Origin of the sequence: Mesorhizobium sp. L-8-10, assembly GCF_016756635.1 — a bacterium.
Taxonomy (GTDB): Bacteria; Pseudomonadota; Alphaproteobacteria; order Rhizobiales; family Rhizobiaceae.
Map to the genome: position 1 here is coordinate 2375224 of NZ_AP023263.1, position 23119 is coordinate 2398342.

Consider the following 23119-nt stretch of genomic DNA (forward strand, 5'->3'; position numbering starts at 1 on the left):
AGCCTACTACGCGCCCCTGTGGCGGCGCAGTATCTGCCATCGAGGCGGCAGGAATTTCTCCCTTCCGCTCTTCCTCGAACGCCTGTTCCCCATTCGCCAGAGCGTGCGGACCTGTAGGCCTTGAGCCTTTCGGCCATCCAGATGAGCGCGCCGAGGATGGTGGCGCGATCATCGCTGGTAGGCCCACGATGCCGGACTTGATGACAAGGCTACGGAGTTCAATGAGGCGCCCGCGGTGCTCGACGTGCCATCAGCGCAGGTCATGTCTTGCCCGCACCGCCTGATTCCGGTTGCGCGCCGCACGGTTGCGTTTGACCGCTGCCAGTGTCGCGCTTCAGCAATGCCGATCCCGTTCCGGGTTTACGACAGAGCCGACGGCAAAGTGCGCCCCGTCGCGAGTAGATGGACCGCCCCGTCGGAAATTATTGTGCCTGTGCTCGCAGTTGTAGGCAAAGAAAGGTCGCGCTCGCGAATCCTTGACGGTATAGAGGCCTGTCATTTCGGCGGCGCCGGCGCGTCGCGTCGTATGGAAGGAAGGCAAAATGGCCAATGTGGTGGTCGTCGGCTCCCAGTGGGGCGACGAAGGCAAGGGCAAGATCGTCGACTGGCTGTCGGAGCGGGCCGATGTCGTCGTGCGTTTCCAGGGCGGCCACAATGCCGGTCATACGCTGGTCGTCGACGGCAAGGTCTACAAGCTGTCGCTGCTTCCTTCCGGCGTCGTGCGCGAGGGCAAGCTTTCGATCATCGGCAATGGCGTCGTTTTCGATCCGCATGCCTTTGTGTCGGAACTGGGCAAGCTCAAGGCGCTTGGCGTCGGCATTTCGCCCGACAGCCTCAAGATTGCCGAGAACACGGCGCTTATCCTGTCCCTGCACCGCGAACTCGACGGCTTCCGCGAGGATGCCGCATCCAACTCCGGCACGAAGATCGGTACCACGCGCCGTGGGATCGGTCCGGCCTACGAGGACAAGGTCGGCCGCCGCGCGGTGAGGGTCATGGATCTGGCCGATCCGGAGACGCTGCCCGTCAAGGTCGAACGGCTCCTGACCCATCATAATGCGCTGCGCCGCGGCCTTGGCCACGCGGAGGCCGCGCATGCCGACATCATGAAGGAGCTGACGTCGGTGGCTTCCGAGATCCTTCCTTTCATGGACCGTACCTGGAAGGTCCTCGACGACAAGCGGCGCGCCGGCGCGCGAATCCTGTTCGAAGGTGCGCAGGGCACGCTGCTCGACATCGATCACGGCACCTATCCCTATGTGACGTCGTCGAACACCGTCGCCGGGCAGGCGGCGGCCGGTTCCGGCGTCGGCCCGGGCGCCATCGGCTATGTCCTCGGGATCACCAAGGCATACACCACGCGAGTGGGCGAAGGACCGTTCCCGACCGAGCAGGACAACGAGGTTGGCGAGTTCCTCGGTACGCGCGGCCATGAATTCGGCACAGTTACAGGGCGTAAGCGTCGTTGCGGGTGGTTCGATGCGGTGCTTGTTCGCCAGGCGGTGGCGGCGAACGGCATCAACGGCATCGCGCTGACCAAGCTCGACGTGCTAGACGGGCTCGACGAGATCAAGGTGTGCACGGCCTACCGGCTGGACGGGGAGATCATCGACTATCTCCCGGCGAGCCAGGGTGCGCAGGCAAGGGTCGAGCCGATCTACGAGACGTTGGAAGGCTGGAAAGGCACGACGCAAGGCGCGCGCAGCTGGAACGACCTCCCGGCACAGGCCGTGAAGTATGTGCGGCATGTCGAGGAACTGATCGGTGCGCCGGTGGCGCTGCTTTCCACCAGCCCCGAGCGGGACGACACGATACTTGTGACCGATCCGTTTCAAGACTAATTTTGCCCACCCCTAGTGCTTCGGTTTCCGCGGACCGGCGCGACAGGGTACAGGAAAGCAAGGCATGGCAGATTTCGTTGCGGTTCTGAGAAAGACGATCGACGGCCTGGGTGAGACTACGCCGGAGATGCGTCGCAGGGTCTACGAGAAGGCGCGGGCGACCGTCGCCAACAAGCTTGCGGCGTTGAACCCGCCGCCGCCGGCCGCTGTCGCGGAACGGCAGAAGAAGACCCTGGAGGATGCGATCGCAGAGATCGAGGCGAGCTTCTCTCCGCCGCCGCCTCGTGTGACCGAGCAGTCCGACCCGCTCGCCGAACTGGAGAATGTTTTCGCCTCGCTGAAGGCCAAGCCGGCCGAATCGCCGCCGCTGCCGTCGCCCAGGAAGGAACCCGACCCCAAGCCGTGGCCGATGACCACGCCCAAACCTGCTGCGGATGCACACAAACCGGCAGTCGAGCCGGCGAAGCCGGCGCCCGAAATGCCAAAGCCGTCCGCGGAGGGCACGGCGGCGGAGCCTGTCACGCCGATCGCCCAGAAGCCGACGGTCCAGACGCCGCACGCCGAGATCCCGCCGCTTGCCCGACAGGAGACCGCGCGTCCGCAGGCCGGAGAATTCGATACCGCCCCTGATGTGGACGACAGGAGCTTCGACGACGGCCAGGAGCCGGAAGACGGAGCGGAGCTGGAGGCGCCACGGCGTCGGCGCGGCTACGGCAAGCTGCTTGCCGCGGCCGTCGTGCTCGCTGCGCTTGCCGGCGGCGGATATGCCGCCTGGCTGAACAAGGACCGGCTCACGGATCTGGTCAAGTTCGGCCGTGACCAACTCGCTTCGACGGAGCCCGAATCCGAGCCCGGAGCGCCGCCCACGGGGACGCTGACACCGCCGGAGAAGCCGGCCTCGCAACCTTCCTCGCCATCATCGGCCGCGCCGGAAGCTCCGAAATTCACGCAGCGGCTCAATGCCGACGGCAGCGAGACCGATGCCGGTCCGGCTGGCGGCGAAGCCGGGGTCGGCGAAGGGACTTCGGTGGCGTCCGCGACGACGCCGCCTGCCGCGGGCCAGACCACCCTTGCTCCGCCTCCGGCGACGCCGGAGAACCAGGGGACGGCCGCCACCGATGACGCGACGCCGCCCGCCGGCGCGACGCCGGCGCCTGCGGATGGAGCCCAGGCGCCCGCCGATGCCGCGACCCCGCCCGTGGCCGGCGCGCCCGGCGCAACCGCGCCAGGTGCGGCCACGCCGCCGGTCGCCCAGGTGGCCGTCGGTCAGAAAGCCATCTTCTATGAGGAACGCACCAATTCCGCGCAAGGATCGGCTGAATCCGGCCAGGTCGTGTGGTCGGTGGTGCAGGAATCTCCCGGCAACGATCTCCCGCCGGAGCCGGCGATCCGGGGTGAAGCGACAATCCCGGGCAAGGACCTGCAGTTGCGCATGACGATCCGCCGCAATGCGGATCAGACCTTGCCGGCGAGCCACATTATCGAGCTGATCTTCCTGACGCCGGAAAATTTCGAAGGCGGTGGCATCGACAACATCCTGCGCTTCGCTCTCAAGGGCACGGAAGAGGCTGCCGGCAGCCCGCTGATCGGCATCCCGGCCAAGATCGCCGACGGCTTCTTCCTGGTGGCGCTCAATGATTCCAAGGCCGAGATGGACGCCAATCTCACGTTGCTGCGTCGGGAAAAGTGGATCGACGTTCCCGTCATCTACAAGTCGGGCCGCCGCGCATTGATCACCATGGAAAAGGGCATCCCCGGCGAGAAAGTGTTCGACGACGCCCTGAAGGCCTGGCAGACCGCCAACGCGGGATAAGGGTCCACGGAAGGGTCGGATTTGCTTGGGATCCAGGCCGTTCCGCCCCCGTCCCACACTCCTCGCGGACACTCTCTCGAGCACCCGTTCGAACGGGCGCGCGGCGAACTGTCAAAATCAGAAGGAACTTTCGGATGAAGGCGGATGCGGGCGGGGTCTCGGTGCCCTCCCCAAGTCGATCTCATGGAAAGAGACCCGCGCAATGAGCGAAAGTGCGGCTTCGTCCGAAGCTGCGCCGCCTCGCGACATGAGCCGGAGACCGAATAGAATCTCCACAACTTGTACTTTCCGTCCTCCCCACCGTCGTGTTGACGCGGATGTGTTTTCAACCCTATCGTCTGCGCGGCTGGAGAACTGTCGTTGGGAGGCGAGAGGAGAGCTCCTCCCAGCAAGGTTGCCGGCGCATGGGAAGGAAACGCGATCCGGCACAGGCTTGCCGGGCTAGGGAGGACGGCAGTGCTTGACGACCTTATCGAGGAATCCAGAACACGTCGCGACATTTTCAAGGCGATCGGAGCGACCGCGCTCGCCGGTGCAATGCTGGGCGCGGCCGGTTTCGATCCGGCGATTGCGCAGGAACTGAAACCTTCGGGCAAGCCGCTCAAGGCGGCGATGGGCAATGCCGGGCTCCAGGCGACATGGTGCGCCCAGGGCAAACAGGCCGCGGAGGCCTGGGGCAAGCTGATGAATGTCGAGATCACCTGGTTCGACGGCGAATTGTCCGCCACCAAGCAGCGTGCGGCGGTGGACAACCTCGCGACCCAGAAGTGGGATTTCGTGGCGCTGCAGACCTTCGGTATCGGCACGCTCAACGATCCGATCAAGAAGGTCATCGACGCCGGAACGCCCGTCATCGCCATGGACACGATGATGGCGCCGGAAGGGCAACTCGCGCTGCACACATTCATCGCGCCCGACAATGTCATGATGGGCAGTGTCGTCACCGAGCAGATCATGAAGTCGATCGGCGGCAAGGGCACCATCGTCATGACGCAGGGTGCGCTTGGCCACACAGGCGCGCAAGGCCGGGCCAAGGGCTTCAAGCAGGTCGTCGCCAACTATCCCGACGTGAAGGTGCTGGACGAGCAGCCGGCCGACTGGGACGTGACCAAGGTCGCCCGCATCTGGGAATCGCTGCTGACCAAATATCCCGATATCACCGCCGGCTTCTTCCACAATGACGACATGGCGCTCGCCGCGCACAATGTGATGAAGGCGAAGAACCGGACCGGCATCGTGATCGGCGGTGTCGACGCCATGCCGCCGGCCGTGCATGCCGTCCTCGACGGCACCATGCTCGCGACCGTGCGTAACCCCTCCTGCCGCATCCACGGCTGGGCGGTAGCGGCGGGCGTGGCTGCCGTGGCGGGCGGCGACCAGGCCAAGGACACGCCGAAATACATGCTCGCCGACGGTCCGGTCATCACCAAGGACACAGCGCCGGGAAACCTCTGGCTGCAGAAGAACTTCCTGATGTGACCGGCAAGTTCCTTGTCTGAGACCATCCCGATCGAGGTCGAGGGCCCGGATGGGTCCTCGCCTTCCGCCACGGGCGCGCCGCTCCTCGAGATGATCGGCGTGTCCAAGACATTCGGCGGCGTGCATGCCTTGCGCGATGTCGACTTGTCGCTGGCCGAAGGCGAGATCCATGGGCTGGTCGGCGAGAACGGCGCCGGCAAGTCGACCATGATGAAGCTGATCGCCGGGGTCTATCACGGCTTCGAGGGCGAGATGCGCGTGGCGGGATCAACCGTGCATTTCCGCTCGCCGCGCGATGCTCTCGCCGCAGGCATCGGCATGGTCCATCAGGAACTGTCGATCGTTCCTGACCTGACGGTCGCCGAGAACGTGTTCCTCGGCGTGCAGCCATTGCTCGCCGGCAGTGTCGTCGACTGGGGGCGGATGAGGCGGGAAGCCAAGCGGCAGCTTGCCAGTCTCGGACTTGATATCGATCCGATGACCCGCATGGGCAGCCTGCCGGTCGGTATCCAGCAACTCATCGAACTGTCTCGCGTGCTGTTCTCCGGCGCGAAGGTGATCATCCTCGACGAGCCGACCTCGGCGCTGTCGCCGCCGGAGGTCTCGCGGCTGTTCGATGTGCTGCGGCGCCTCAGGGAGCAGGGTCGTACCATCGTCTTCATCTCGCATTTCCTCGACGACGTCCTGGCGATCTCCAACCGCGTTACCGTGTTCCGCAACGGCCGCAAGGTGATCACCGAGGAGACCGCCCGGCTGACCAAGGATGCCGTCATCTCGCATATGATCGGCCGCGGTTCGGCCGATATGCATATGGGCGAGCATGCCGAGCTCAGCGGCGACGACGCACGTCCCGTGGTACTGGAGGCCGTGGGGCTCAGCGACGGCGCGATGATCCGGGACGTCTCGCTGAAGCTGCGCGGCGGCGAGATCACCGGCATCTACGGTTTCATGGGTTGCGGCCAGGTCGAGCTGGCGCGCGTCCTGTTCGGCAAGGGGCGGCTCAGCGACGGACGGCTTGCGCTCGAGGGGCGTCCGGTCCAGTTCCGCAACACGGCCTCGGCGCGGCGCGCGGGCATCGCCTACCTGCCGGAGAACCGAAACATGATGCTGTTCCGCACGGAGCAGGTGTTCAAGAACGTCACCATCGCCATTCTGGGGCGCATCCACCGCATCCTTCTGCGCCCGCGCCGCGAACGCGTCATCACCGAAGGCCACATCAAGGACCTGCAGATCCGGCCGCCGCGCCCCGACATCGCTCTGGGAAATCTCTCGGGCGGCAACCAGCAGAAGGTCGCCCTGGCCAAGTGGCTGACCGAGTTGCCGAAGGTGCTGATCCTGTCGGAGCCGACACGCGGCATGGATGTTGGCGCCAAGGAGGACGTGATCCGCATCGTCAGATCGCTGCGCGACCGCGGCGTCGCCGTGCTGGTGCTGTCGACAGAGCCGGAGACCATCCTGACGCTGGCCGACCGCGTGACGGTGCTGAAGCGCGGCGTCGTCGCGCGCGAATTCACGCAAGGACGCATCGAAAAGGCGGATCTGCTCGATGCGGCATGATCGCTCAGCCTGGGTTTCTCACACTGGATGTGGCCTGCGCCGGCTCAAGAAGCCGACAGGGCAGGAGCCGTGCGACGCGCGATGCGGTGCCATCGGGCGAGCGCGGCGGCGCACCTTGTCGGCTTCCCTCCGGGTTGCCTTTCGGCCGGCACCTACGGCGTCGGGAGGCTCGACCGTGTGTCTCTACACGCTGCTTCGCCCCCGACGCCATGTCTGCCTCACCGAAAGAGCAACGCAGGCTACATCGAGTGTGAGAAATTCAGGCTAGGGAGCATTGGATGAGCACGGTGACCGACACTGCCCGGCCCTTCGAGCTGAAGCGTTTCCTGGCGGAGCAGATGCGCAACATCGCGCCGGTCTTCACGCTGATCGTCCTGGTGATCTTCTTCTCGATCCAGGCGCCCAGCTTCCGCACCGTCGACAACCTGATGAACATCCTGTCGCAGGCCTCGATCACCGGCATCATCGCGGTTGGTCTGACCTTCGTCATCCTGACTGCCGAGATCGACCTGTCCGTCGCCGCGATCACCAATGCGATCGGCATCACGGTCGCCTATTTCACCCTGCAGCCGGACTATGTGAACATCGCCAATATCCCGCTCAACGGCGTGGTCGCCATCATCCTGACGCTGGCGAGTTGCCTTGCGCTCGGCCTGGTCAATGCATTCGGCGTGACGGCAGTGGGGATTCCCTCCTTCATCATGACGCTCGCCATGATGCAGATCGCCAACGGCATCTCGGCCATGCTGGTTCGCGGCCAGATCGCCTACAACTATCCCGACCTGATCACCACGCTGGGCTCGGGCACGATCTTCGGCATCAAATGGTCGATCGTGATCTGCCTGCTGTTCATGCTGGTGGCGCATCTGGTGCTGACCTACACGCGCTTCGGCCGTTACGTCTACATGGTTGGCGGCAACCGCGAGGCGGCGGAATATTCCGGCGTCAACGTCAAGATGATCATCGCCTCGGTGATGGTCATCTCCGCCATGTGCGCCGGCATCGCCGGGATGATCGGCGTCGCCTATTTCGGGTCGGCGCAGCAGAACCAGTTCGACACGTTCCTGCTCGACGCCATCGCTGCCGTCGTGGTGGGCGGCACCAGCCTGTTCGGCGGGCGCGGCGGCATCGGCAACACCATCATCGGCCTCCTGGTGCTCGGCGTGCTCAACAACGGGCTCGACCATATCGAGATCGACAGCTTCCTGAAGATCCTGATCCGCGGCCTCATCCTCCTGGCCGCGCTCGTCATCAATGTCTATGCGCAGAAACTGCGGGAAGGCGCGCGCGAGTAGAGGGGAGGAAACCCATCAGGAAGGTACTCTATGCCCCGCTCAGCCATGCGGAGGAGACGCTGAGGGGGTGCCGTGGGATCGGCCGCGCGCGCATCTTCGCGGATTGCACCGTCGGCATGGACGACCCGGCATGGCTTCAAGGTGAGGGCGGGCCTTGAGCGCAAAAAGACCGCCGCTTGAAAGCGGCGGTCCGGAACACTCGACAGATATTGCCGGCTGCCGCCGGCGCTACGCGGCCGGCTGCGCCTCGATGGTGCGCAGCGCCTGGGCCTGCCGCTTGGCGGCGGCCTTCACCGCATCCTGCACCTTCTCGAACGCACGGACCTCGATCTGGCGAACACGCTCCCGGCTGATGTCGAACTCGGCCGACAGTTCCTCGAGCGTCATCGGCTCCTCGGCGAGGCGGCGCGCCTCGAAGATGCGCCGTTCGCGATCGTTGAGCACCGACATGGCGCCGGCCAGCATGGACCGGCGGTTTTCCAGTTCGTCCTGCTCGATCAGCATTTCTTCCTGGCTGTCGTGGTCGTCCACCAGCCAATCCTGCCACTCGCCTGACTCGCCCTCGGTCGCGCGGATCGGCGCATTGAGCGAGGCATCGCCCGAAAGGCGCCGGTTCATCGACACGACTTCCTCTTCGGTGACGTTGAGCCGGGTCGCGATCTCGGCGATCTGCTCGGGCTTCAGGTCGCCCTCGTCGAGCGCCTGGATCTTGCCCTTCACCTTGCGCAGGTTGAAGAACAGACGCTTCTGATTGGCGGTGGTGCCCATCTTCACGAGGCTCCACGAACGCAGGATGTATTCCTGGATCGAGGCCTTGATCCACCACATCGCATAGGTGGCCAGGCGGAAACCCCGCTCGGGCTCGAACTTCTTCACGGCCTGCATCAGTCCGACATTGCCTTCGGAGATGACCTCGCCGATCGGCAAGCCGTAGCCGCGATAACCCATCGCGATCTTGGCGACGAGCCGCAGATGGCTGGTGACCAGCTTGTGGGCCGCATTGGTGTCCTGATGCTCCTGATACCGCTTGGCGAGCATGTACTCTTCCTGCGGCTGGAGCATCGGAAAGCGGCGGATTTCCTCGAGATAGCGGGCGAGGCCGCCTTCACCGGAAACGATACTGGGCAATGACTGGGCCATAAAGCACCCTCCTTCCTCTGGGAGACTGCCCCCGAAAATCGGCGGGCATAAGGCGTGGCATGCAACGGGCATCGACCACGCCAACCGGTTCATACAGGAACAAAACGAGAAAATCCACCATTTTGTTCAACGCAAAACAGTGTGTCACGCCGAACTGAACGGTGCGAGTCAACTTTTTTCAACAAAAGTTCAGAGCTTTTGGAAGCCGGATATGAGCGCCTTGAAATCCCCTGGCAGCGGCGCCTCGAACCGCATCGTCATGTGGGTTTTCGGATGCCGGAATTCAAGGAGCCAGGCATGAAGCGCCTGGCGCGGAAAGGCCTTGACCTCGCCCCGCAGCGGTTCCGGCAGGCGGTTCGCCTTGGTTCGGAAGGCCTGGCCATAGTCGCGGTCGCCGACAAGCGGATGGCCGATATGGGCCATATGCACCCGGATCTGGTGGGTGCGGCCTGTTTCCAGCCGGCATTCGACGAGAGAGGCGATCGGCTCGGGTTCCCTGCCGAAACGCTCCTTGACCTCGAAATGCGTGATCGCGTGGCGGGCACCGTCGCGGCCGGCCGGAACCACGGCGCGCCGCATTCTGTCGGCGGCGCGGCCGAGCGGCGCGTCGATCGTTCCCGTCATGCGCGCCGGAGCGCCCCAGACGAGAGCGACATAGGCGCGCTCGAGATCGCCGGTCACGCCGTGATCGGCGAAGGCTTCCGAAAGGGCACGGTGGGCCTGGTCGGTCTTGGCGGCCACCATGACGCCGGTCGTGTCCTTGTCGAGGCGGTGCACGATGCCGGGCCGCCTGACGCCGCCGATGCCCGAAAGGCTGTCGCCGCAATGGTGGATCAGCGCGTTGACGAGGGTGCCGGTCCAGTTGCCCGCGCCTGGATGGACGACAAGGCCCGCGGGCTTGCTTATGACGATGAGGGAATCGTCCTCGAAGAGAATGTCGAGCGGGATGTCCTCGGCCTGCGGTTCGGGCGCTTCCGGCTCCGGCAGGTCGATCACCACCCGCTCGCCGGCGGCGAGCTTTCGCTTCGGCTCCGTCACAAGCTTGCCGGCGACGCTGACGGCGCCTTCCCGGATCAGCGCCTGGACACGGTTTCGCGAGATGTCCGGGCCGAGCGCTGAGGCCAGCCACTGATCGAGCCGGGAAGCCGCCGCCTCCGGCCCGGTTTCCAGTACTTTCAATCGGCCGTCCTCTTCGTTATCAGGGTCTCGCATCTTTCATTTCCGGGCAAAGGGGATCATGGCCAGACCGGCATTCGACGACGAAAACGATGAGAAGCCGCTCGACCCGGCGGTCGAGCGCGTCAGGCGAAAGCTCATCCGCTTCGTCGGCATCAATCTCGGCCTGCTTTTCCTGGCCCTTATGGCGGTGGCGCTGGCGATTGTCTACAAATCGCGCACGTCAGGGCCTGCCGAGGAGGCACGGCAGCTTTCCGAGATCCCGGCGCCTGCCGGCGGCGCGGCGATCGAGGCCGACATCGTCCTTCCGGCCGGCACGAAAGTCGTGTCGCAGTCGCTCTTCGGCAACCGCATCACGCTGCTCACCGAACTGGCCGACGGCAGCCAGGCGATATTCCTCTTCGACCTCGCCGAGCGCCGCCTGATCGGCCGGCTGACGGTGAAGGCGCAGTGAACGCGGCGCCTTCACGTTCCGTCGCCACCGTTGCCGTGGTCGTGCGCGACTATGACGAGGCGATCGCCTGGTACTCGGACAAGCTGGGGTTCGTACTGGAACAGGACGTCGACCTCGGTGGCGGCAAGCGCTGGGTGACGGTGACGCCTGACGGCGCGAGCGGCGCCCGGCTTCTGCTGGCCGAGGCTGCAAACCAGCATCAGGCGTCGCGAATCGGCGATCAGACCGGCGGGCGCGTCTTCCTGTTCCTGGAGACGGACGATTTCCGCCGCGACCACCAGGCCATGCTGGCCAAGGGCGTCGCCTTCCGCGAGGAGCCTCGCGAGGAGGCCTATGGCACGGTCGCGGTTTTCCAGGATATTGCCGGCAATCTCTGGGATCTGATCGAGCCGCGGCGGTGACGGCGTCGCCGGATATCCCGGCCGCGCGACAAAGTTGCCGGAAGCCTGTTGCTTTTTGCGGAAGCCCAATCTATGAAGCGGCTCCCGCGCCCATCGTCTAGCGGTCAGGACGGCGCCCTCTCACGGCGCAAACAGGGGTTCGATTCCCCTTGGGCGTACCAATATCCTCAACAGTTACGCCGTCATAATCTCAAGTCGATCAAATTGTCGGCAAACCATCGCTACTGCGGGCTTCCGGTGAAGCCGCAATATTTCAGTAGCGGTGCGCTGAGAAATGCTGGGCCGCGATCCTAGGAAAGTGGTGCCGCCGCCAAGCCATTGCCGGGCTCGTTGCCTGACCCGCTGCAAGGAACAGCTTCGACGGCGGCACCTCGGTGGGCGGGACTTGTGCCTACCTCACCGACCTGTGTCTTTCAGATGATCTGGAAATCCGGGTAGGCCAGAGTCAGGTTCGGCGCGACAAATTGGCGATCTGCACCTGCTCGCCGGTGCAGTGCCGTCTTGCGTCAGCCAGCCGTTCCAACTCCGGAAACATGGATCTGTGTGTTACCTCAATAGTCGTTGGCCGTATTGCCGGTCACGAGGCGGCTGTCAGTCGGCTGGTGCGGAGTTGGGAAGTTCATTCCGGTCGGGATGTTCAAGCGAATATGTGCGTCGGCGAACGCCAAGATAGGCTCCTGTATTGCGACGCCGGGCCTTGCCAATGGTCAACTATCCAGTCAGTGCTGGTCTGTCTTGTTTGTACATGCCAAATAGTTGCGTTTGGCTGCCGCCAGTCGATAATAGTCTGAAACGGGGTCTGGAGGTTGAGGGGGCCGGTGACCGAGAAAGCCAAATCGCAACTCGAACGGCTGGCGGCCGCCCCGACCGCGATGGGCTTGGCCACCCGGCTGGGGGTAGACCATCTCCGACGGCTCGGGATCGATCCGGAACCCCTGCTTGATCGATGCGGATTGTCTCGGTTCGACGTGGCTGGCGCCACGCGCATAGACGTCATCTCGCAGATGGAGTTCCTGGCGCAGGTGTCTCGCGCTACCAGGGATGACTGGGTCGGCCTCACGCTGGCTCGCGATTTTGATCTGCGTGAAGCAGGCATGCTGTACTATGTGGCGTCGTCGTCTCACCGACTCGGTGACGCACTGGCGCGGCTCCAACGATATTCTCGGATCGGCAACGAGGCGCTGGTCGTCCAGATTGAACGGGGTGTCGCCGGCTGCGTCCGCTTGTCGTACACCGGGGCCCCTCGGCATCGAGACAGCCATTTCATGGAGTTTGCGATCCTGGTGCTCCTGCGGCTGAGCCGGCACCTCGTCGGCCGAGAGCTCGTACCGACGGCCGCAAGTTTCATCCACCATCGGTCGGGCGACCTGCGTGGAACTCGGCGCGCACTGGGATGCGACGTGCAGTTTGGCGCATGTGCGGACGAGATCAGTTTCGACGCCGCGTCGTTTGACCTTCCGCTGGCAGGGGACGATCCGTTTCTGAACCGGCTCATGGTGACGATGTGCGAGGAAGCCATGGCGGCCCGCTCATCCAATCTCAGCCCCTTTCGGACAACCGTAGAGAACGCCATCGCCCCGCTTCTGCCGCATGCCGAAGCCGATTCGAAGACCGTCGCCGGCAAGGTAGGTTTGAGCGAACGGACCTTTGCTCGGCGCCTGGCTGCAGAAGGATTGAGCTTCCGTTCGATCCTGGATGACCTGAGGCGCGATCTTGCCTTGCGCTATCTCGGAGAAAACCTCCAAGCGTCGCAGATCGCATGGCTGCTGGGTTTTCATCAAGCCAGCTCTTTCAGCCATGCCTGCCGTCGATGGACCGGCAAGAGCCCATCCCAGCATCGGCGGGAAGCACGGGCCGCACCAGCCTGACCTTCTTCCCGCTGCTGGGGTTCATCGGCGTCCGCGCGTTTCCATTTGCTTTTGTGCGCCAAAGAGTTGCGCTTGGCCGCCACTGCCGTTGCGTCGGCGCTCGCACTTCCCATCTACGGCATGTCACGTAAAAAGCATTCACGCGACCCGCTTTAGATACTTGATTTTGCGCATGTCTTTATCCCGAAACCGCGGCTCGCTTTTCGGGAGATATGCGTTGGACCGCGGAAGCCCCGGTCCATTGAGAACATCGAGACAGCCTGATCGTGCTCGGCCGCGGTTCGGCACGGCGGAATGCTCGATGCGACCGGCTGGCCAGGGAGATTGGAATGAGATCGCGCGATCGGGAGTACGGCCATGATGGTCGGTGGTGAAGCCTGACATGGCCAAATTTACCTTCGATGCGAAGCTGAGTTCAGCTTTTTCGGTGGCAGCTCCCGACAGGTCGACAGCTGAAAAATGGCTGTACGGCGCGCTGGACGGTGCTTCGATCGAAATCCCCGGTGTTCAGAGCGGCGCTCCGATTGTTGGTGCAGTCTGTCTCGATGGAGAAATCGTAAATGCCGGCGATGTCGAGGGTTGTCCTGGCCGCTGCGACCAGTTCCGTTAGAAAAGCACGGCTGGCTTCGGACAGGACCACCTTCGGCGGCCAGGCGCAAAGGCCGAAGTCGATCGGCTTCTCGCTCGTCTCACAGGCCCCGAATTAGGAGAGGGCTCGTCATGCAAATGGATGACGCGGCGGATCCGAAAGGCAAGCCACAATGTCCTGATTGAAATCGGGCAGGAGTGCAGGGTGACCGATAGCGGTCAACTTGCCAGGTCGCGCATGGCCGGGGGTTTTCATGGCCCGGCCAATCCCGGTTCGCTGCCCTGCATCGCCCAAAGATGGCTACTGCCGTTTGTCTTCCTGTGCTATCTTTCCGCCTTGTGCTTCCCTGCCAGAGGGAAAGAACAATGGAAGTTATTGCAGCTCTCGCGCGAAATTGCAGCCTTGCAGTTCTATTTGGTTGTATCATCCTTTTACCTTCGGCTGCTGACGAGCCGGCCGACATTGCCACTGGAACACGGCTCGCGGACTTGCTCAGGTCTGCCCGAAGCGTCCTTTCAAATTACCAGTCGCTCATCAATGATCCTGCCATAGGGGACAAGCATCTCGACGGTGAGCGCTTCACGGCGGAGGCGATAACGCACTATGCCAAGGTCACCGGCCACGAACTGATGTCCGATGACCTGTCGGAACGAGACCGCAGGCTGGTTCAAGCGCAGATCGAGGCCATGCGTGAGGTCGTCGATCAGCAGCAGCAGGACATCAACCGCCCCGGCATTGGGTTCAAAGGTTTTGTCCCGGCCGTTTTCGCGCGGCTGATGAACGAGAAATTCGCCGAGAAAGTAGGGAATGAGGCTATCGTCCGTGTGACCGCGCCGGAGGTCCTGGTGCGCAACCGCAAGTCGCTCCCGGACGCGTGGGAGACACGTGTCATCGAGCAAGTGTTCACGGATCCGCAGCGACCGAAGGGAGATGCCTACACGGAAACGACCGATGTGAATGGCCGCGCCGCGTTCCGGATGCTGTTTCCCGAATATTATACGGAGTCCTGCCTTTCCTGCCACGGCATGCCAAAGGGAGAAATCGACGTCACCGGCTATCCGAAAGAGGGGGGCAAAGCGGGTGATCTGGGCGGTGCGATCAGCATCGTGTTGTTCGAATGAGCGCGCTCGACCGGCAGTTGCGGCCGATTGAGGCCGTTTCGGCGCCGGTCAGAAGGTTCGCCGGCCGTCTCGCAAATCTGCCGATCGCGGCACGTGTGGCAGCGCTGACCGCCGCGGGCTTGATCAGTCTTGTCCTGTCCTCCGTATTCCTCACCCAGGCGCTCTATCGCAGCGCCGACCGCATGGATGAAACCAGGGAGTTGTTCGACCGCGCCGCATCGGCAGCCGCGGCCCATGTTGCCTTCGGAGACCTGAGATACTGGCTGACGGATCTCTCCGTCAGCCTGCTGATGAATTCTCAGCGCAATGCCGGGCGGGCCCGCGAACGGCTGGAAACACAGCTTGAACACCTTGCCGAGCATTCGCCCGAGGCGGTCGAGAAGATCCGAAGAGAGGTCGACGCCTATGTCGAAACGGCGCTGCAGGCGACCGACAGCTATACCCAGGACAATCGCATCATAGGCAACACCTTGCTGGCAAGGGCACGCACCCACAGTGCCAATGTCGATGCCGATCTCAACAGGCTGGTCGAACTGGTGAAGGCTCGGGCCGAGGCTGCCCGAAACGAGGTTGTCGCGGAGACCCAGAGGACGGCCACGGCCGCAGCCGTCCTGGTAACCGCAGTGGTCTTGATCGGGTCGCTCCTGACCCTTCTCGTCCTCCACTCGATCATCGCTCCGCTGCGGCGCCTGAATCGGGTGATCGGAGAGCTGACGTCCGGCAGATACGATGTCGAGATCAATGAAGAGGGCGGCGACGAATTCGGGGCAATGTCCAGAACGCTCTCGCTCTTCAAACAGAGCGTGCTCGAAAAGAAAAGGCTCGAAGACGAAGCCGAGCGACAGAGACGCACGATCGCCGCTGCGCTCGAGGCGATATCCGACGGCTTCGTCCTCTATGATCGGGACGACAGAATCCTGATCGCCAACAGCAAATATTGCGAGATCTTCCCAAGCCGCAAGCAGGAAGCGCTGCACGGCAAGAGCTTCCGGGAGATCCTGGAGCAGGATGTGGCGAAAGGGCGGGTGGACCTCAACGGCAAATCACCGAAGGAATATATCCGCGAACGCCTGCGCCTCCACGCCGACCCCGCAGGCATGGCCGAAGAGAAGCAGTTTGGCGACAAATGGGTCCGCATCACCAAGCGCAAGCCCCCTGACGGGGGGACGGTCGCCGTCTACACCGACATTACGGAACTGAAGGAGAGGCAGGTCGAACTCGAGCAGGCCAAGAGCGACGCCGAATCCGCCAGCGCGGCCAAAAGCCGCTTCCTCGCCTCGATGAGCCACGAGTTGCGCACGCCACTCAACGCGATCATCGGATACAGCGAAATGCTGATCGAGGAGGCGCGCGACCAGGAAGATGACCAGCTTGTCCCCGATATCGAGAAGATAGCGTCCGCCGGACGGCATCTCCTGTCGCTCATCAACGACATCCTCGATCTCTCGAAGATTGAAGCGAACAAGATGGAGATCTTCCTCGAATCCTTCGACGTCGCCGAACTGCTCAGCGATGTGAAGCTCACCGTCTCGCCGCTGATGGCGAAGAACCGGAACGAGTTCGTGCAGGACCTTCAGGGTGACCTTGGGACGATGTATTCGGACCAGACCAAACTGCGCCAGAACTTGTTCAACCTGCTCAGCAATGCGGCCAAGTTCACCGAAAGCGGTCGGATAACCCTCGCGGTGCGCCGCGAAAGACGGGCGGATGGCGACTGGCTCGTCTTCCAGGTGGCCGACACGGGGATCGGCATGACGCCGGAGCAGCAGGACAGGCTTTTCAATGCCTTCACGCAGGCCGATGCTTCCACAACGCGGAACTATGGCGGGACCGGACTGGGCTTGAGCATCACCCGCAGCTTCTGCCGCATGATAGGCGGCGTCGTGACGGTCGAGAGTGAAGTCGGAAAAGGCTCGATCTTCACAATGGAAGTTCCTGCGGACGTTCCGGCGGAACGCAACGAGGAGACCGAAAACCTTCCTGCTGCCGCGCCGACGCCGATCATTCGGCCGGATCGTGCTGTCCTCATCATCGACGACGAGCCTGCCGCCCGCAGCATCATCGCGAAAGCCCTTGCGGAAGCGGGACTTGCCTCGATGGAGGCGGCAAGTGGAGCGGAGGGAATAGCTGCCGCCCGCACACATCGGCCGGCCGCGATCGTTCTCGACATCATCATGCCGCATCAGGACGGCTGGTCGGTGTTGCGAACGCTGAAGAGCGATCCCGAACTGTGCACCATTCCCGTGATCCTTGCGACGATCCTGGCCGATCGCGACCTCGGCCTCTCGCTCGGCGCGGTCGAATATCTGACCAAGCCCATTGACACCGACAAGCTGATCCGCACGATCGAGGCTTGCGGCGGAGGCAAGCGCGACGTGCTGGTCGTTGACGATGATCGCGCTTCCCGCGAGTTCCTTCGTCGCTTTCTGGTGAAGAGGAACTGGACGGTCCACGAGGCGGGCGACGGCGTGCGCGGCCTGGAACTGATGAAGCAGCTTCTTCCGCGCCTGGTCCTGCTCGATCTCCTCATGCCTGAAATGGATGGCTTCCAGACGCTCAGCCAGATACAGAGAAATCCGAAGCTGCGGAATATCCCGGTCGTGGTGGTCACGTCCAAGGATCTCTCGGCAAAAGAGCTGCGTTGGCTGCGCGATCGGGCCGTCGCCGTGGTGACGAAGGGCGCTAACAGCAGGTCCCAGCTGGTCGAAGCCCTCGAGCGCCAGATCACATCGCGTGAATCGGCCGAAGTGGCTGTCGCCGGGGACTGAAGGAATGACCGAAGGAAACCAGGAATGACGAAAATCCTTCTGGTGGAAGATAACGAGATGAACCGGGACATGCTTTCACGGCGATTGTCCCGTCGCGGCTTCGAAGTGCTGATTGCGGACAATGGAAAGGCCGGCGTGGAGCTTGCCATCTCCGAGAAGCCGGATCTGATCCTCATGGACATGAGCTTGCCTGTAATGGATGGTTGGGAAGCGACCCGGCGGATCAAGACCGATCCGGCTACATCAGCCATTCCGGTCGTCGCGCTCACCGCGCATGCGATGGCGAGCGATCGGGACATGGCGCTCGAAGCCGGTTGCGACGACTATGACAGCAAGCCGGTCGACTTGTCGCGGCTGGTCCAGAAGATCGAGCATCTGCTCGCCGCGGAACGCTGAGCGCAGCCGGGCCACAATGAGTGCCGGGAACGAATTCCAGCGCAATGCCATCGCCGCCCACGTGGCGCAGCGGCTGGCCGGCCCCGCGCGAGCAATCCTCGGGTTCCAGGAATTGCTCACCGAGCAGGCGCGGGATTTCGGTCTGACCCACATGCTGACCGACCTCGAGCGGATCGGGGAAGCTGCCAGGCAGCTGAACGGGCTTGTGGATCACCTGGTCGACGGCAAGGTCGAAAGGCAGGAGGGAGAGGGAGCCGAAGCGGAGGCGAGGATTCGGCACGATCTGCGCACGCCACTCAATGCCATCATCGGCTATTCGGAAATGATGCTCGAGGACGCGGGTGACCGGCACACGCTGAAGGAGGATCTCTGCGAGATGCTCGCGGCGGCCGCCGAGCTTCTGAAACATGTCGACGCCATCGCGGGACTCTCGCGAGGGGAGGCCATCGAGACGATTCAGCCCACAGATCAGACCAGGATAGATGCCGCGCAACTCGAACGGGTACTATTCAGGTCCGAGCACCAGGCTATGCCCGAACGGGGCGGCAGGATTCTGGTCGTCGATGACGTCGCCAGCAATCGGGATATTCTCTCCCGCCGGCTGCGGCGCGAAGGCCACCGGACCGCCACCGCAGATTCCGGCATCTCCGCGCTCGCGCGGCTGGCTGAGGACGAGTTCGACCTGATCCTGCTCGACATATTGATGCCCGACATCAACGGCATCGAACTGCTCTCGCGGCTCAAGGCGGACAGTCGATGGCGGCACATTCCGGTGATCATGATTTCGGGCCTGAGCGAGGTCGCGGCGGTGGCCCGCTGCATCGAGGCGGGGGCCGACGACTACCTGACGAAACCGTTCAATCCCGTCCTGCTTCGCGCCCGCATCAACTCCACCCTCGAAAAGAAGCGCTGGCTCGACCGCGAACGCCGCTACCTGCTGCAGATCGAAGCGGAGAAACGACGTGCCGACTTGCTTCTTCACGCGATCCTGCCAGGCCAGGTCGTCAGCCGCTTACAGGACGGCGAGGAGGTCATCGCCGATCGCTTCGAGGAGGTTTCGATCCTGTTTGCCGATATCGTAGGCTTCTCGGCCATCGCGGCGAGATTGCAACCATCCGAGCTGGTCGACCGCCTGGATGGCATGTTCAGCAAGTTTGACCTGCTCGCGCAGGAACATCGCGTGGAGAAGATCAAGACGATCGGGGATGCCTATATGGCCGCCTGCGGAGTCCCCGAGCCCGCATCGGACCACGCCGACAGGATCGTGGCACTTGGCAAATCCATGCTGGATTCGTTGCGGAACATGCCGCCCGATGTCGAACCTTTTCGGATCCGCGTCGGCATCCATTCGGGACCTGTCGTGGCGGGGCTGATCGGCCGGCATCGTTTCGTTTACGACGTGTGGGGAGAGACCGTGAATATTGCGAGCCGCCTCGAATCGCAGGGTGTCGCCGGTCGCATGCAGATCTCGGAATCGACCAGGCGCGCCCTTCAAAGCCCCTGGGCACTGGAGCCGCGGTGCTCGCTCGATCTGCGTGGCATCGGTGCGGTGGGGGCCTATCTTGTGCGATAGGGCGTCGTACCCCTGCGTCGGCAGGGCATGACGCCGGCCGCTCCCGCTACGGATGGGAGCACCCGTGCCGCTGCAGGGTCGCGCGACCATTCCTGCACGCAAAGGACACCCTAACGTTTCCGAAATCGATTCCGATTTCCGGGCCCATGCGCCAATGCCAGCACCCTGCTGCGAGCAATCGTGCATGCATTCCTTGGAGGGATCAGTCTGGAATCGGGGCGGTCGCGACCTTGTCCGAACTCGCTGCGGCTGGGAAGCTGGACACGTCCTGCGTCTCGCACGTGCCGCGACCAACCCTTCTCTGGTCTTGCCGAAGCCATTCTTGATGGGCGGCAGCCGCCGCCGATGCAACTCCAACCGCTGATGCGCTGGCCTCCGGCAGAGTGGAGCTCCCAGGCCCGGCTCATTTGAACGGCGGCACCAGGATGCATGCGGGGCTAATGCACCGACTGATTCGAGGGACCCAGAGCTTGCGTGCGGGTATCTATCCGGGCCCTCCTTTGTCTGATCAGACCGAACCATTGACGTTCCCCGGTCTGATTTCCCACGGCCTCCGCTTCGTCGAGCCAGCGCGTAGCCGAGCGGATGTTGCCTTTTCTGACCTCGATATCTGACAGCTGCACGAGTTGCATGGTGCGGTGGATCATCACGCCCATGGCGTTGTATGCCTCGATGGACTTCAGGATTTTGTCTCGGCCTTCGTCGAATTTTCCTTTCTCCGCCAGCGCCGCGCCTTCGAAGATTTCGGCATAGGCCAGCCAAAAGGGAAAGCGGCGATCCTTTGAAATCGCTCGCAACGCTTCGGTGTGCTCGATCAGCCCCTCGAAGTCCGCGGTCAGGAGCTTCAGCCCGCCTGCCATGGAATGCGACAACGCCATGCTATAGGGATGTTTCATGTCATAGGCTCGTACCAGCCCGACCGCAACTTCAGAGGCACCTTCCTCTTTGCTGCCCTCCAGCCACATCGCGTAGCCGCCCAGGACGTGCGCGACCACACGCGGGCAGACTGCGAACCGGTCGGCAAGCTCCCTAGTATCCATATCCTGGGTAAGAGCCTTTACTTGCCCAAAGTGGTATCGGGTCCGTTCGAACTCTCCCATGATCCAACAACTGCTTCCCGCGCAGCGATGTGCCAAGATTCTCCTTTCGGGTGCCGAATCGTTTTCCGAAAGGCTGAGCATTTCCTCTGCAAAGCGCTGCGACAGATCCAGATAGCCCGCCATCCACCGGTGCCCCCAAAGCCCAAACAGCGCACGAAACCGGGCCTGATCGTCACCCAACTCGACCGAGATTTCTTCGGCCCTTTCGAAGGCCCGAATGGTCTCCCTGGATGTGTAGCCTTCAACAGAAATAAGCGGTGTACCGATGGCACTTTCTATCTCGAGCTCGAGCGCCAGAGCCTCCGGCGTCGCCATGTTCATCTTGCCGCGTGTCAGATCGCGGGCATGCTGGAGGTGTTTGAGTGCCTCGATATTCGCTGAGCGGTGGGTTGCCTTTACTCCTGCGTCTATCAGATAGCGGACTGCTTTCTCGATCCGTCGGCATTCCTCGCAATGGCGCGCCAGAACCTCGGGCAACTGATTGCAGGTTTCTTTGTAGTCGCGTTCGAGCGCCCCGACGATTTTCGCGTGAATATCACGACGATCCTTGCGCAGCAAAAGCTGATAGGCCACGTCCTGAATCAAAGCGTGGCCGAACACCAGAGGATCGTCTTTCGTCTCCGGAAAGGACCGGATCACGCGAGCCTGTGCCAGTTCGGAAACAGCGGCCTGGAATCTGTCCGGCGCATATCCCGAAACGCGTTGCAGCAAATCCTGCGGGACCTCGTGTCCGATGGCAGCGGCGATTTGCGCAAGGTGTTTTGCGCTTGGTAGGGCGTCGAGCCGCGCCGAAAGCGAATCCACCAGGCTGTCGGGAACGAGATGGTCGTCCTTGGTTGCCTCTTCAGACTCGAACTCGCGGCTGATCAGGCGTTCGACCACCGATTTGGTCAGTTCCTCAATGAATAGCGGAACGCCTTCTCCCCGCCGCGCGATCGTGCGCACCGTTTCAGGAGGTATCTCATACGGGTGCGCCACATTTCGTACCAGATCCATGACGACCGGATCAGGTAACCGGTCCAGCCGTATCTCGAGCGGCAAATCCAGCGGCGGCGGGCCATGCTCAGCGCCGGACCGAGACGTGGCAATCAGCATGACTGACTCGCCCGTCAATTTCTTGCGATACAGATCGACGAGGCGCAGAGTGGTTGGGTCAGCCCAATGCATGTCTTCAAACAGAAGCAGCAGCGGCCGCTGCTGCGCCATGGCAATTGAGTGGCTAACCAGCAGTAGAAGCGTCTCTTCCATCTGCTGACGTGGGGTCATGTCGAGTGTCACCGCCCGCTCTGCGGCGTCTATCGACAAGAGCGCGGTCAGGAGCGCCAGACCTTTCGCGTCCGGGTCTTCTTTGGGCCCGAGCCAAGCCGATGCTGCATCCAGCAAGCTCGGTTCACCAGTTGCAACCAGGGCCTCGAGTTCCCGGGTCAACCGCGTCACCACAGGGCGGAGCGGCGTTCCCGTGTGATGTGGGGAACACTGAAAGGTCAGGACGTCCTTACTTTCGGTCCGGATCGCATCGAGAAACGCGCTCGACAACCGCGACTTGCCAATTCCGGCAGGACCGGCAATCAGGATTGCCTGACCGGAGCCTGCCTTGGTCCGCGCCCAGCAGTCGAGCAGACGTTCAAGTTCGTCGCTCCGGCCTATCAGCGGTGCAAGTGATCTCCTGTTGCGCAACTCGAAGCGCGTCTTGGTCTTGATTTCTCGACGCACCCGGTACGGCGTAATCAGCTCGGGTATTCCCTTCAGGATACGTGGCTCCAGCGCCTCGTATTCAAACCGCTCTCCTGCAAGTTTTTGGATTTGAGGGCTGACGAGGATTTCGCCCGGAGCTGCCACCGATTGCAGCAGCTGTGCAATATTGGGAGCGTCGCCCACAATATCATTGCTACGCGTGCCGGCGTCGAGCGCGCCGACGACAGCCAGCCCGGAATGCAGGCCGATGCGGACTTGAACCTCGATTCGATCGCCCGTTTCCGTCCGGATCGGCGCGTTCCTGTTGGCCTTCAAGCAATCAAGGGCCGCCAGCACCGCGCGTTCGACGTCGTCTTCGTGTGCACTTGGATAGCCGAACAGGGCGAGAACGCCGTCCCCCATGACCTTTGCGACATGACCTCCAAAGCGCTCGATCGCTGCCTTGGTCCGTAGGGTATACGCTCTAATGACATCGGCGAAATCCTCGGGATCGAGGCGCTTCGACAGCGCAGTAGATCCCACCATGTCACAGAACAGGATCGTCAGGTGCCGCCGTTCGGCTAGCAAGCCTTCAAAGTCCGACTGAAGGTAGCCGATGGCCGGTCCCGGGAGTTTGCTGGCAGCAAAAAGCAGCTTGCGCCGATCTCCGACCGGCAAGCCCAGCTCCTTTAGATCGCCTTCCGTCAGGAGGCCCAAGCTGTCCAGATCGACGCCGGTTTCCGAAAGCACTCCCGCGTGGCGATCCAATCGGTGCCGTTTGAGAAATGCCAGCAGGTCGCCTTTGCGTTTGGACAACTGCGGCGCCTCCCAGTTTGGTCCGCCGATTTTATGTCATGGGGCTCAAAGCGTCCAG

16 protein-coding genes and 1 tRNA gene are annotated in these 23119 nt (G+C 62.9%); 14 read left to right on the forward strand and 3 right to left on the reverse strand.

Going from position 1 to position 23119, the window contains the following annotated elements; genetic code table 11:
* The first annotated feature begins 542 nt into the window (after window positions 1–542).
* The 5 genes from JN280_RS11185 (at window position 543) to JN280_RS11205 (ending at window position 7985) form a co-directional block, all read left to right on the forward strand.
* The gene (locus JN280_RS11185) at window positions 543–1841 is read left to right on the forward strand and encodes an adenylosuccinate synthase (protein ID WP_202312180.1); all 1299 of its coding nucleotides are present in this window, start codon (window positions 543–545) and stop codon (window positions 1839–1841) included.
* A gap of 64 nt (window positions 1842–1905) precedes the next feature.
* Complete coding sequence (locus JN280_RS11190) at window positions 1906–3654, forward strand: hypothetical protein (RefSeq protein WP_202312182.1); 1749 nt, start codon at window positions 1906–1908, stop codon at window positions 3652–3654.
* A 456-nt stretch (window positions 3655–4110) separates the two neighbouring features.
* The gene (locus tag JN280_RS11195; protein ID WP_244743213.1) at window positions 4111–5133 is read left to right on the forward strand and encodes a sugar ABC transporter substrate-binding protein; all 1023 of its coding nucleotides are present in this window, start codon (window positions 4111–4113) and stop codon (window positions 5131–5133) included.
* A gap of 90 nt (window positions 5134–5223) precedes the next feature.
* Window positions 5224–6690: a sugar ABC transporter ATP-binding protein gene (locus tag JN280_RS11200; protein ID WP_202314689.1), complete on the forward strand. Its 1467-nt coding sequence runs from the start codon at window positions 5224–5226 to the stop codon at window positions 6688–6690.
* A gap of 278 nt (window positions 6691–6968) precedes the next feature.
* Window positions 6969–7985 carry an ABC transporter permease gene (locus JN280_RS11205; RefSeq protein ID WP_202312184.1) on the forward strand — a complete coding sequence of 339 codons (1017 nt, stop codon included), beginning with the start codon at window positions 6969–6971 and terminating at the stop codon, window positions 7983–7985.
* 228 nt (window positions 7986–8213) lie between these two features.
* Here the strand turns inward: JN280_RS11205 and rpoH are convergent, their stop codons facing one another.
* Window positions 8214–9125, reverse strand: coding sequence for an RNA polymerase sigma factor RpoH (gene rpoH / locus JN280_RS11210; protein ID WP_202312186.1), 912 nt, complete (start codon window positions 9123–9125; stop codon window positions 8214–8216).
* A gap of 189 nt (window positions 9126–9314) precedes the next feature.
* Entirely contained in the window at window positions 9315–10337 is a 1023-nt protein-coding gene (locus JN280_RS11215) for an RluA family pseudouridine synthase (RefSeq protein ID WP_202312188.1), read from the reverse strand.
* Between the two features lie 25 nt (window positions 10338–10362).
* Between JN280_RS11215 and JN280_RS11220 the strand changes: the two genes are divergently transcribed.
* From JN280_RS11220 to JN280_RS11260, 9 genes are all read left to right on the forward strand, one after another.
* Window positions 10363–10755, forward strand: coding sequence for a fimbrial protein (locus JN280_RS11220; RefSeq protein ID WP_202312190.1), 393 nt, complete (start codon window positions 10363–10365; stop codon window positions 10753–10755).
* Window positions 10752–11156 (forward strand): VOC family protein, encoded by a 405-nt coding sequence (locus JN280_RS11225; protein ID WP_202312192.1) that lies wholly within the window; start codon window positions 10752–10754, stop codon window positions 11154–11156. The genes JN280_RS11220 and JN280_RS11225 overlap by 4 nt, the downstream gene beginning before the upstream one ends.
* 86 nt (window positions 11157–11242) lie before the next feature.
* Window positions 11243–11317 (forward strand) — tRNA-Glu (locus JN280_RS11230).
* Window positions 11318–11974: 657 nt separating this feature from the next.
* Window positions 11975–13024, forward strand: a complete 1050-nt coding sequence (locus JN280_RS11235; RefSeq protein ID WP_202312194.1) for an AraC family transcriptional regulator — start codon at window positions 11975–11977, stop codon at window positions 13022–13024.
* Between the two features lie 382 nt (window positions 13025–13406).
* Entirely contained in the window at window positions 13407–13634 is a 228-nt protein-coding gene (locus JN280_RS11240) for a hypothetical protein (RefSeq protein WP_202312196.1), read from the forward strand.
* A 344-nt stretch (window positions 13635–13978) separates the two neighbouring features.
* A complete protein-coding gene (locus tag JN280_RS11245) occupies window positions 13979–14734 on the forward strand; it encodes a Tll0287-like domain-containing protein (RefSeq protein ID WP_202312198.1) in 756 nt (251 codons plus the stop codon).
* Complete coding sequence (locus JN280_RS11250; RefSeq protein ID WP_202312200.1) at window positions 14731–17502, forward strand: response regulator; 2772 nt, start codon at window positions 14731–14733, stop codon at window positions 17500–17502. The genes JN280_RS11245 and JN280_RS11250 overlap by 4 nt, the downstream gene beginning before the upstream one ends.
* 24 nt (window positions 17503–17526) lie before the next feature.
* Window positions 17527–17898, forward strand: a complete 372-nt coding sequence (locus JN280_RS11255; protein WP_202312202.1) for a response regulator — start codon at window positions 17527–17529, stop codon at window positions 17896–17898.
* A gap of 16 nt (window positions 17899–17914) precedes the next feature.
* Window positions 17915–19471 carry an adenylate/guanylate cyclase domain-containing protein gene (locus JN280_RS11260; protein WP_202312204.1) on the forward strand — a complete coding sequence of 519 codons (1557 nt, stop codon included), beginning with the start codon at window positions 17915–17917 and terminating at the stop codon, window positions 19469–19471.
* A 437-nt stretch (window positions 19472–19908) separates the two neighbouring features.
* Here the strand turns inward: JN280_RS11260 and JN280_RS11265 are convergent, their stop codons facing one another.
* A complete protein-coding gene (locus tag JN280_RS11265) occupies window positions 19909–23061 on the reverse strand; it encodes an AAA family ATPase (protein WP_202312206.1) in 3153 nt (1050 codons plus the stop codon).
* Window positions 23062–23119: the final 58 nt, after the last annotated feature.

What these genes read in the sequence shown, in the direction of transcription:
- JN280_RS11185 (WP_202312180.1), top strand. Translation starts at nt 543, where the DNA reads ATGGCCAATGTGGTGGTCGTCGGCTCCCAGTGGGGCGACGAAGGCAAG.
- JN280_RS11190 (WP_202312182.1), top strand. Translation starts at nt 1,906, where the DNA reads ATGGCAGATTTCGTTGCGGTTCTGAGAAAGACGATCGACGGCCTGGGT.
- JN280_RS11200 (WP_202314689.1), top strand. Translation starts at nt 5,224, where the DNA reads ATGATCGGCGTGTCCAAGACATTCGGCGGCGTGCATGCCTTGCGCGAT.
- JN280_RS11205 (WP_202312184.1), top strand. Translation starts at nt 6,969, where the DNA reads ATGAGCACGGTGACCGACACTGCCCGGCCCTTCGAGCTGAAGCGTTTC.
- rpoH (WP_202312186.1), bottom strand. Translation starts at nt 9,125, where the DNA reads ATGGCCCAGTCATTGCCCAGTATCGTTTCCGGTGAAGGCGGCCTCGCC.
- JN280_RS11215 (WP_202312188.1), bottom strand. Translation starts at nt 10,337, where the DNA reads ATGCGAGACCCTGATAACGAAGAGGACGGCCGATTGAAAGTACTGGAA.
- JN280_RS11220 (WP_202312190.1), top strand. Translation starts at nt 10,363, where the DNA reads ATGGCCAGACCGGCATTCGACGACGAAAACGATGAGAAGCCGCTCGAC.
- JN280_RS11240 (WP_202312196.1), top strand. Translation starts at nt 13,407, where the DNA reads ATGGCCAAATTTACCTTCGATGCGAAGCTGAGTTCAGCTTTTTCGGTG.
- JN280_RS11245 (WP_202312198.1), top strand. Translation starts at nt 13,979, where the DNA reads ATGGAAGTTATTGCAGCTCTCGCGCGAAATTGCAGCCTTGCAGTTCTA.
- JN280_RS11250 (WP_202312200.1), top strand. Translation starts at nt 14,731, where the DNA reads ATGAGCGCGCTCGACCGGCAGTTGCGGCCGATTGAGGCCGTTTCGGCG.
- JN280_RS11255 (WP_202312202.1), top strand. Translation starts at nt 17,527, where the DNA reads ATGACGAAAATCCTTCTGGTGGAAGATAACGAGATGAACCGGGACATG.
- JN280_RS11260 (WP_202312204.1), top strand. Translation starts at nt 17,915, where the DNA reads ATGAGTGCCGGGAACGAATTCCAGCGCAATGCCATCGCCGCCCACGTG.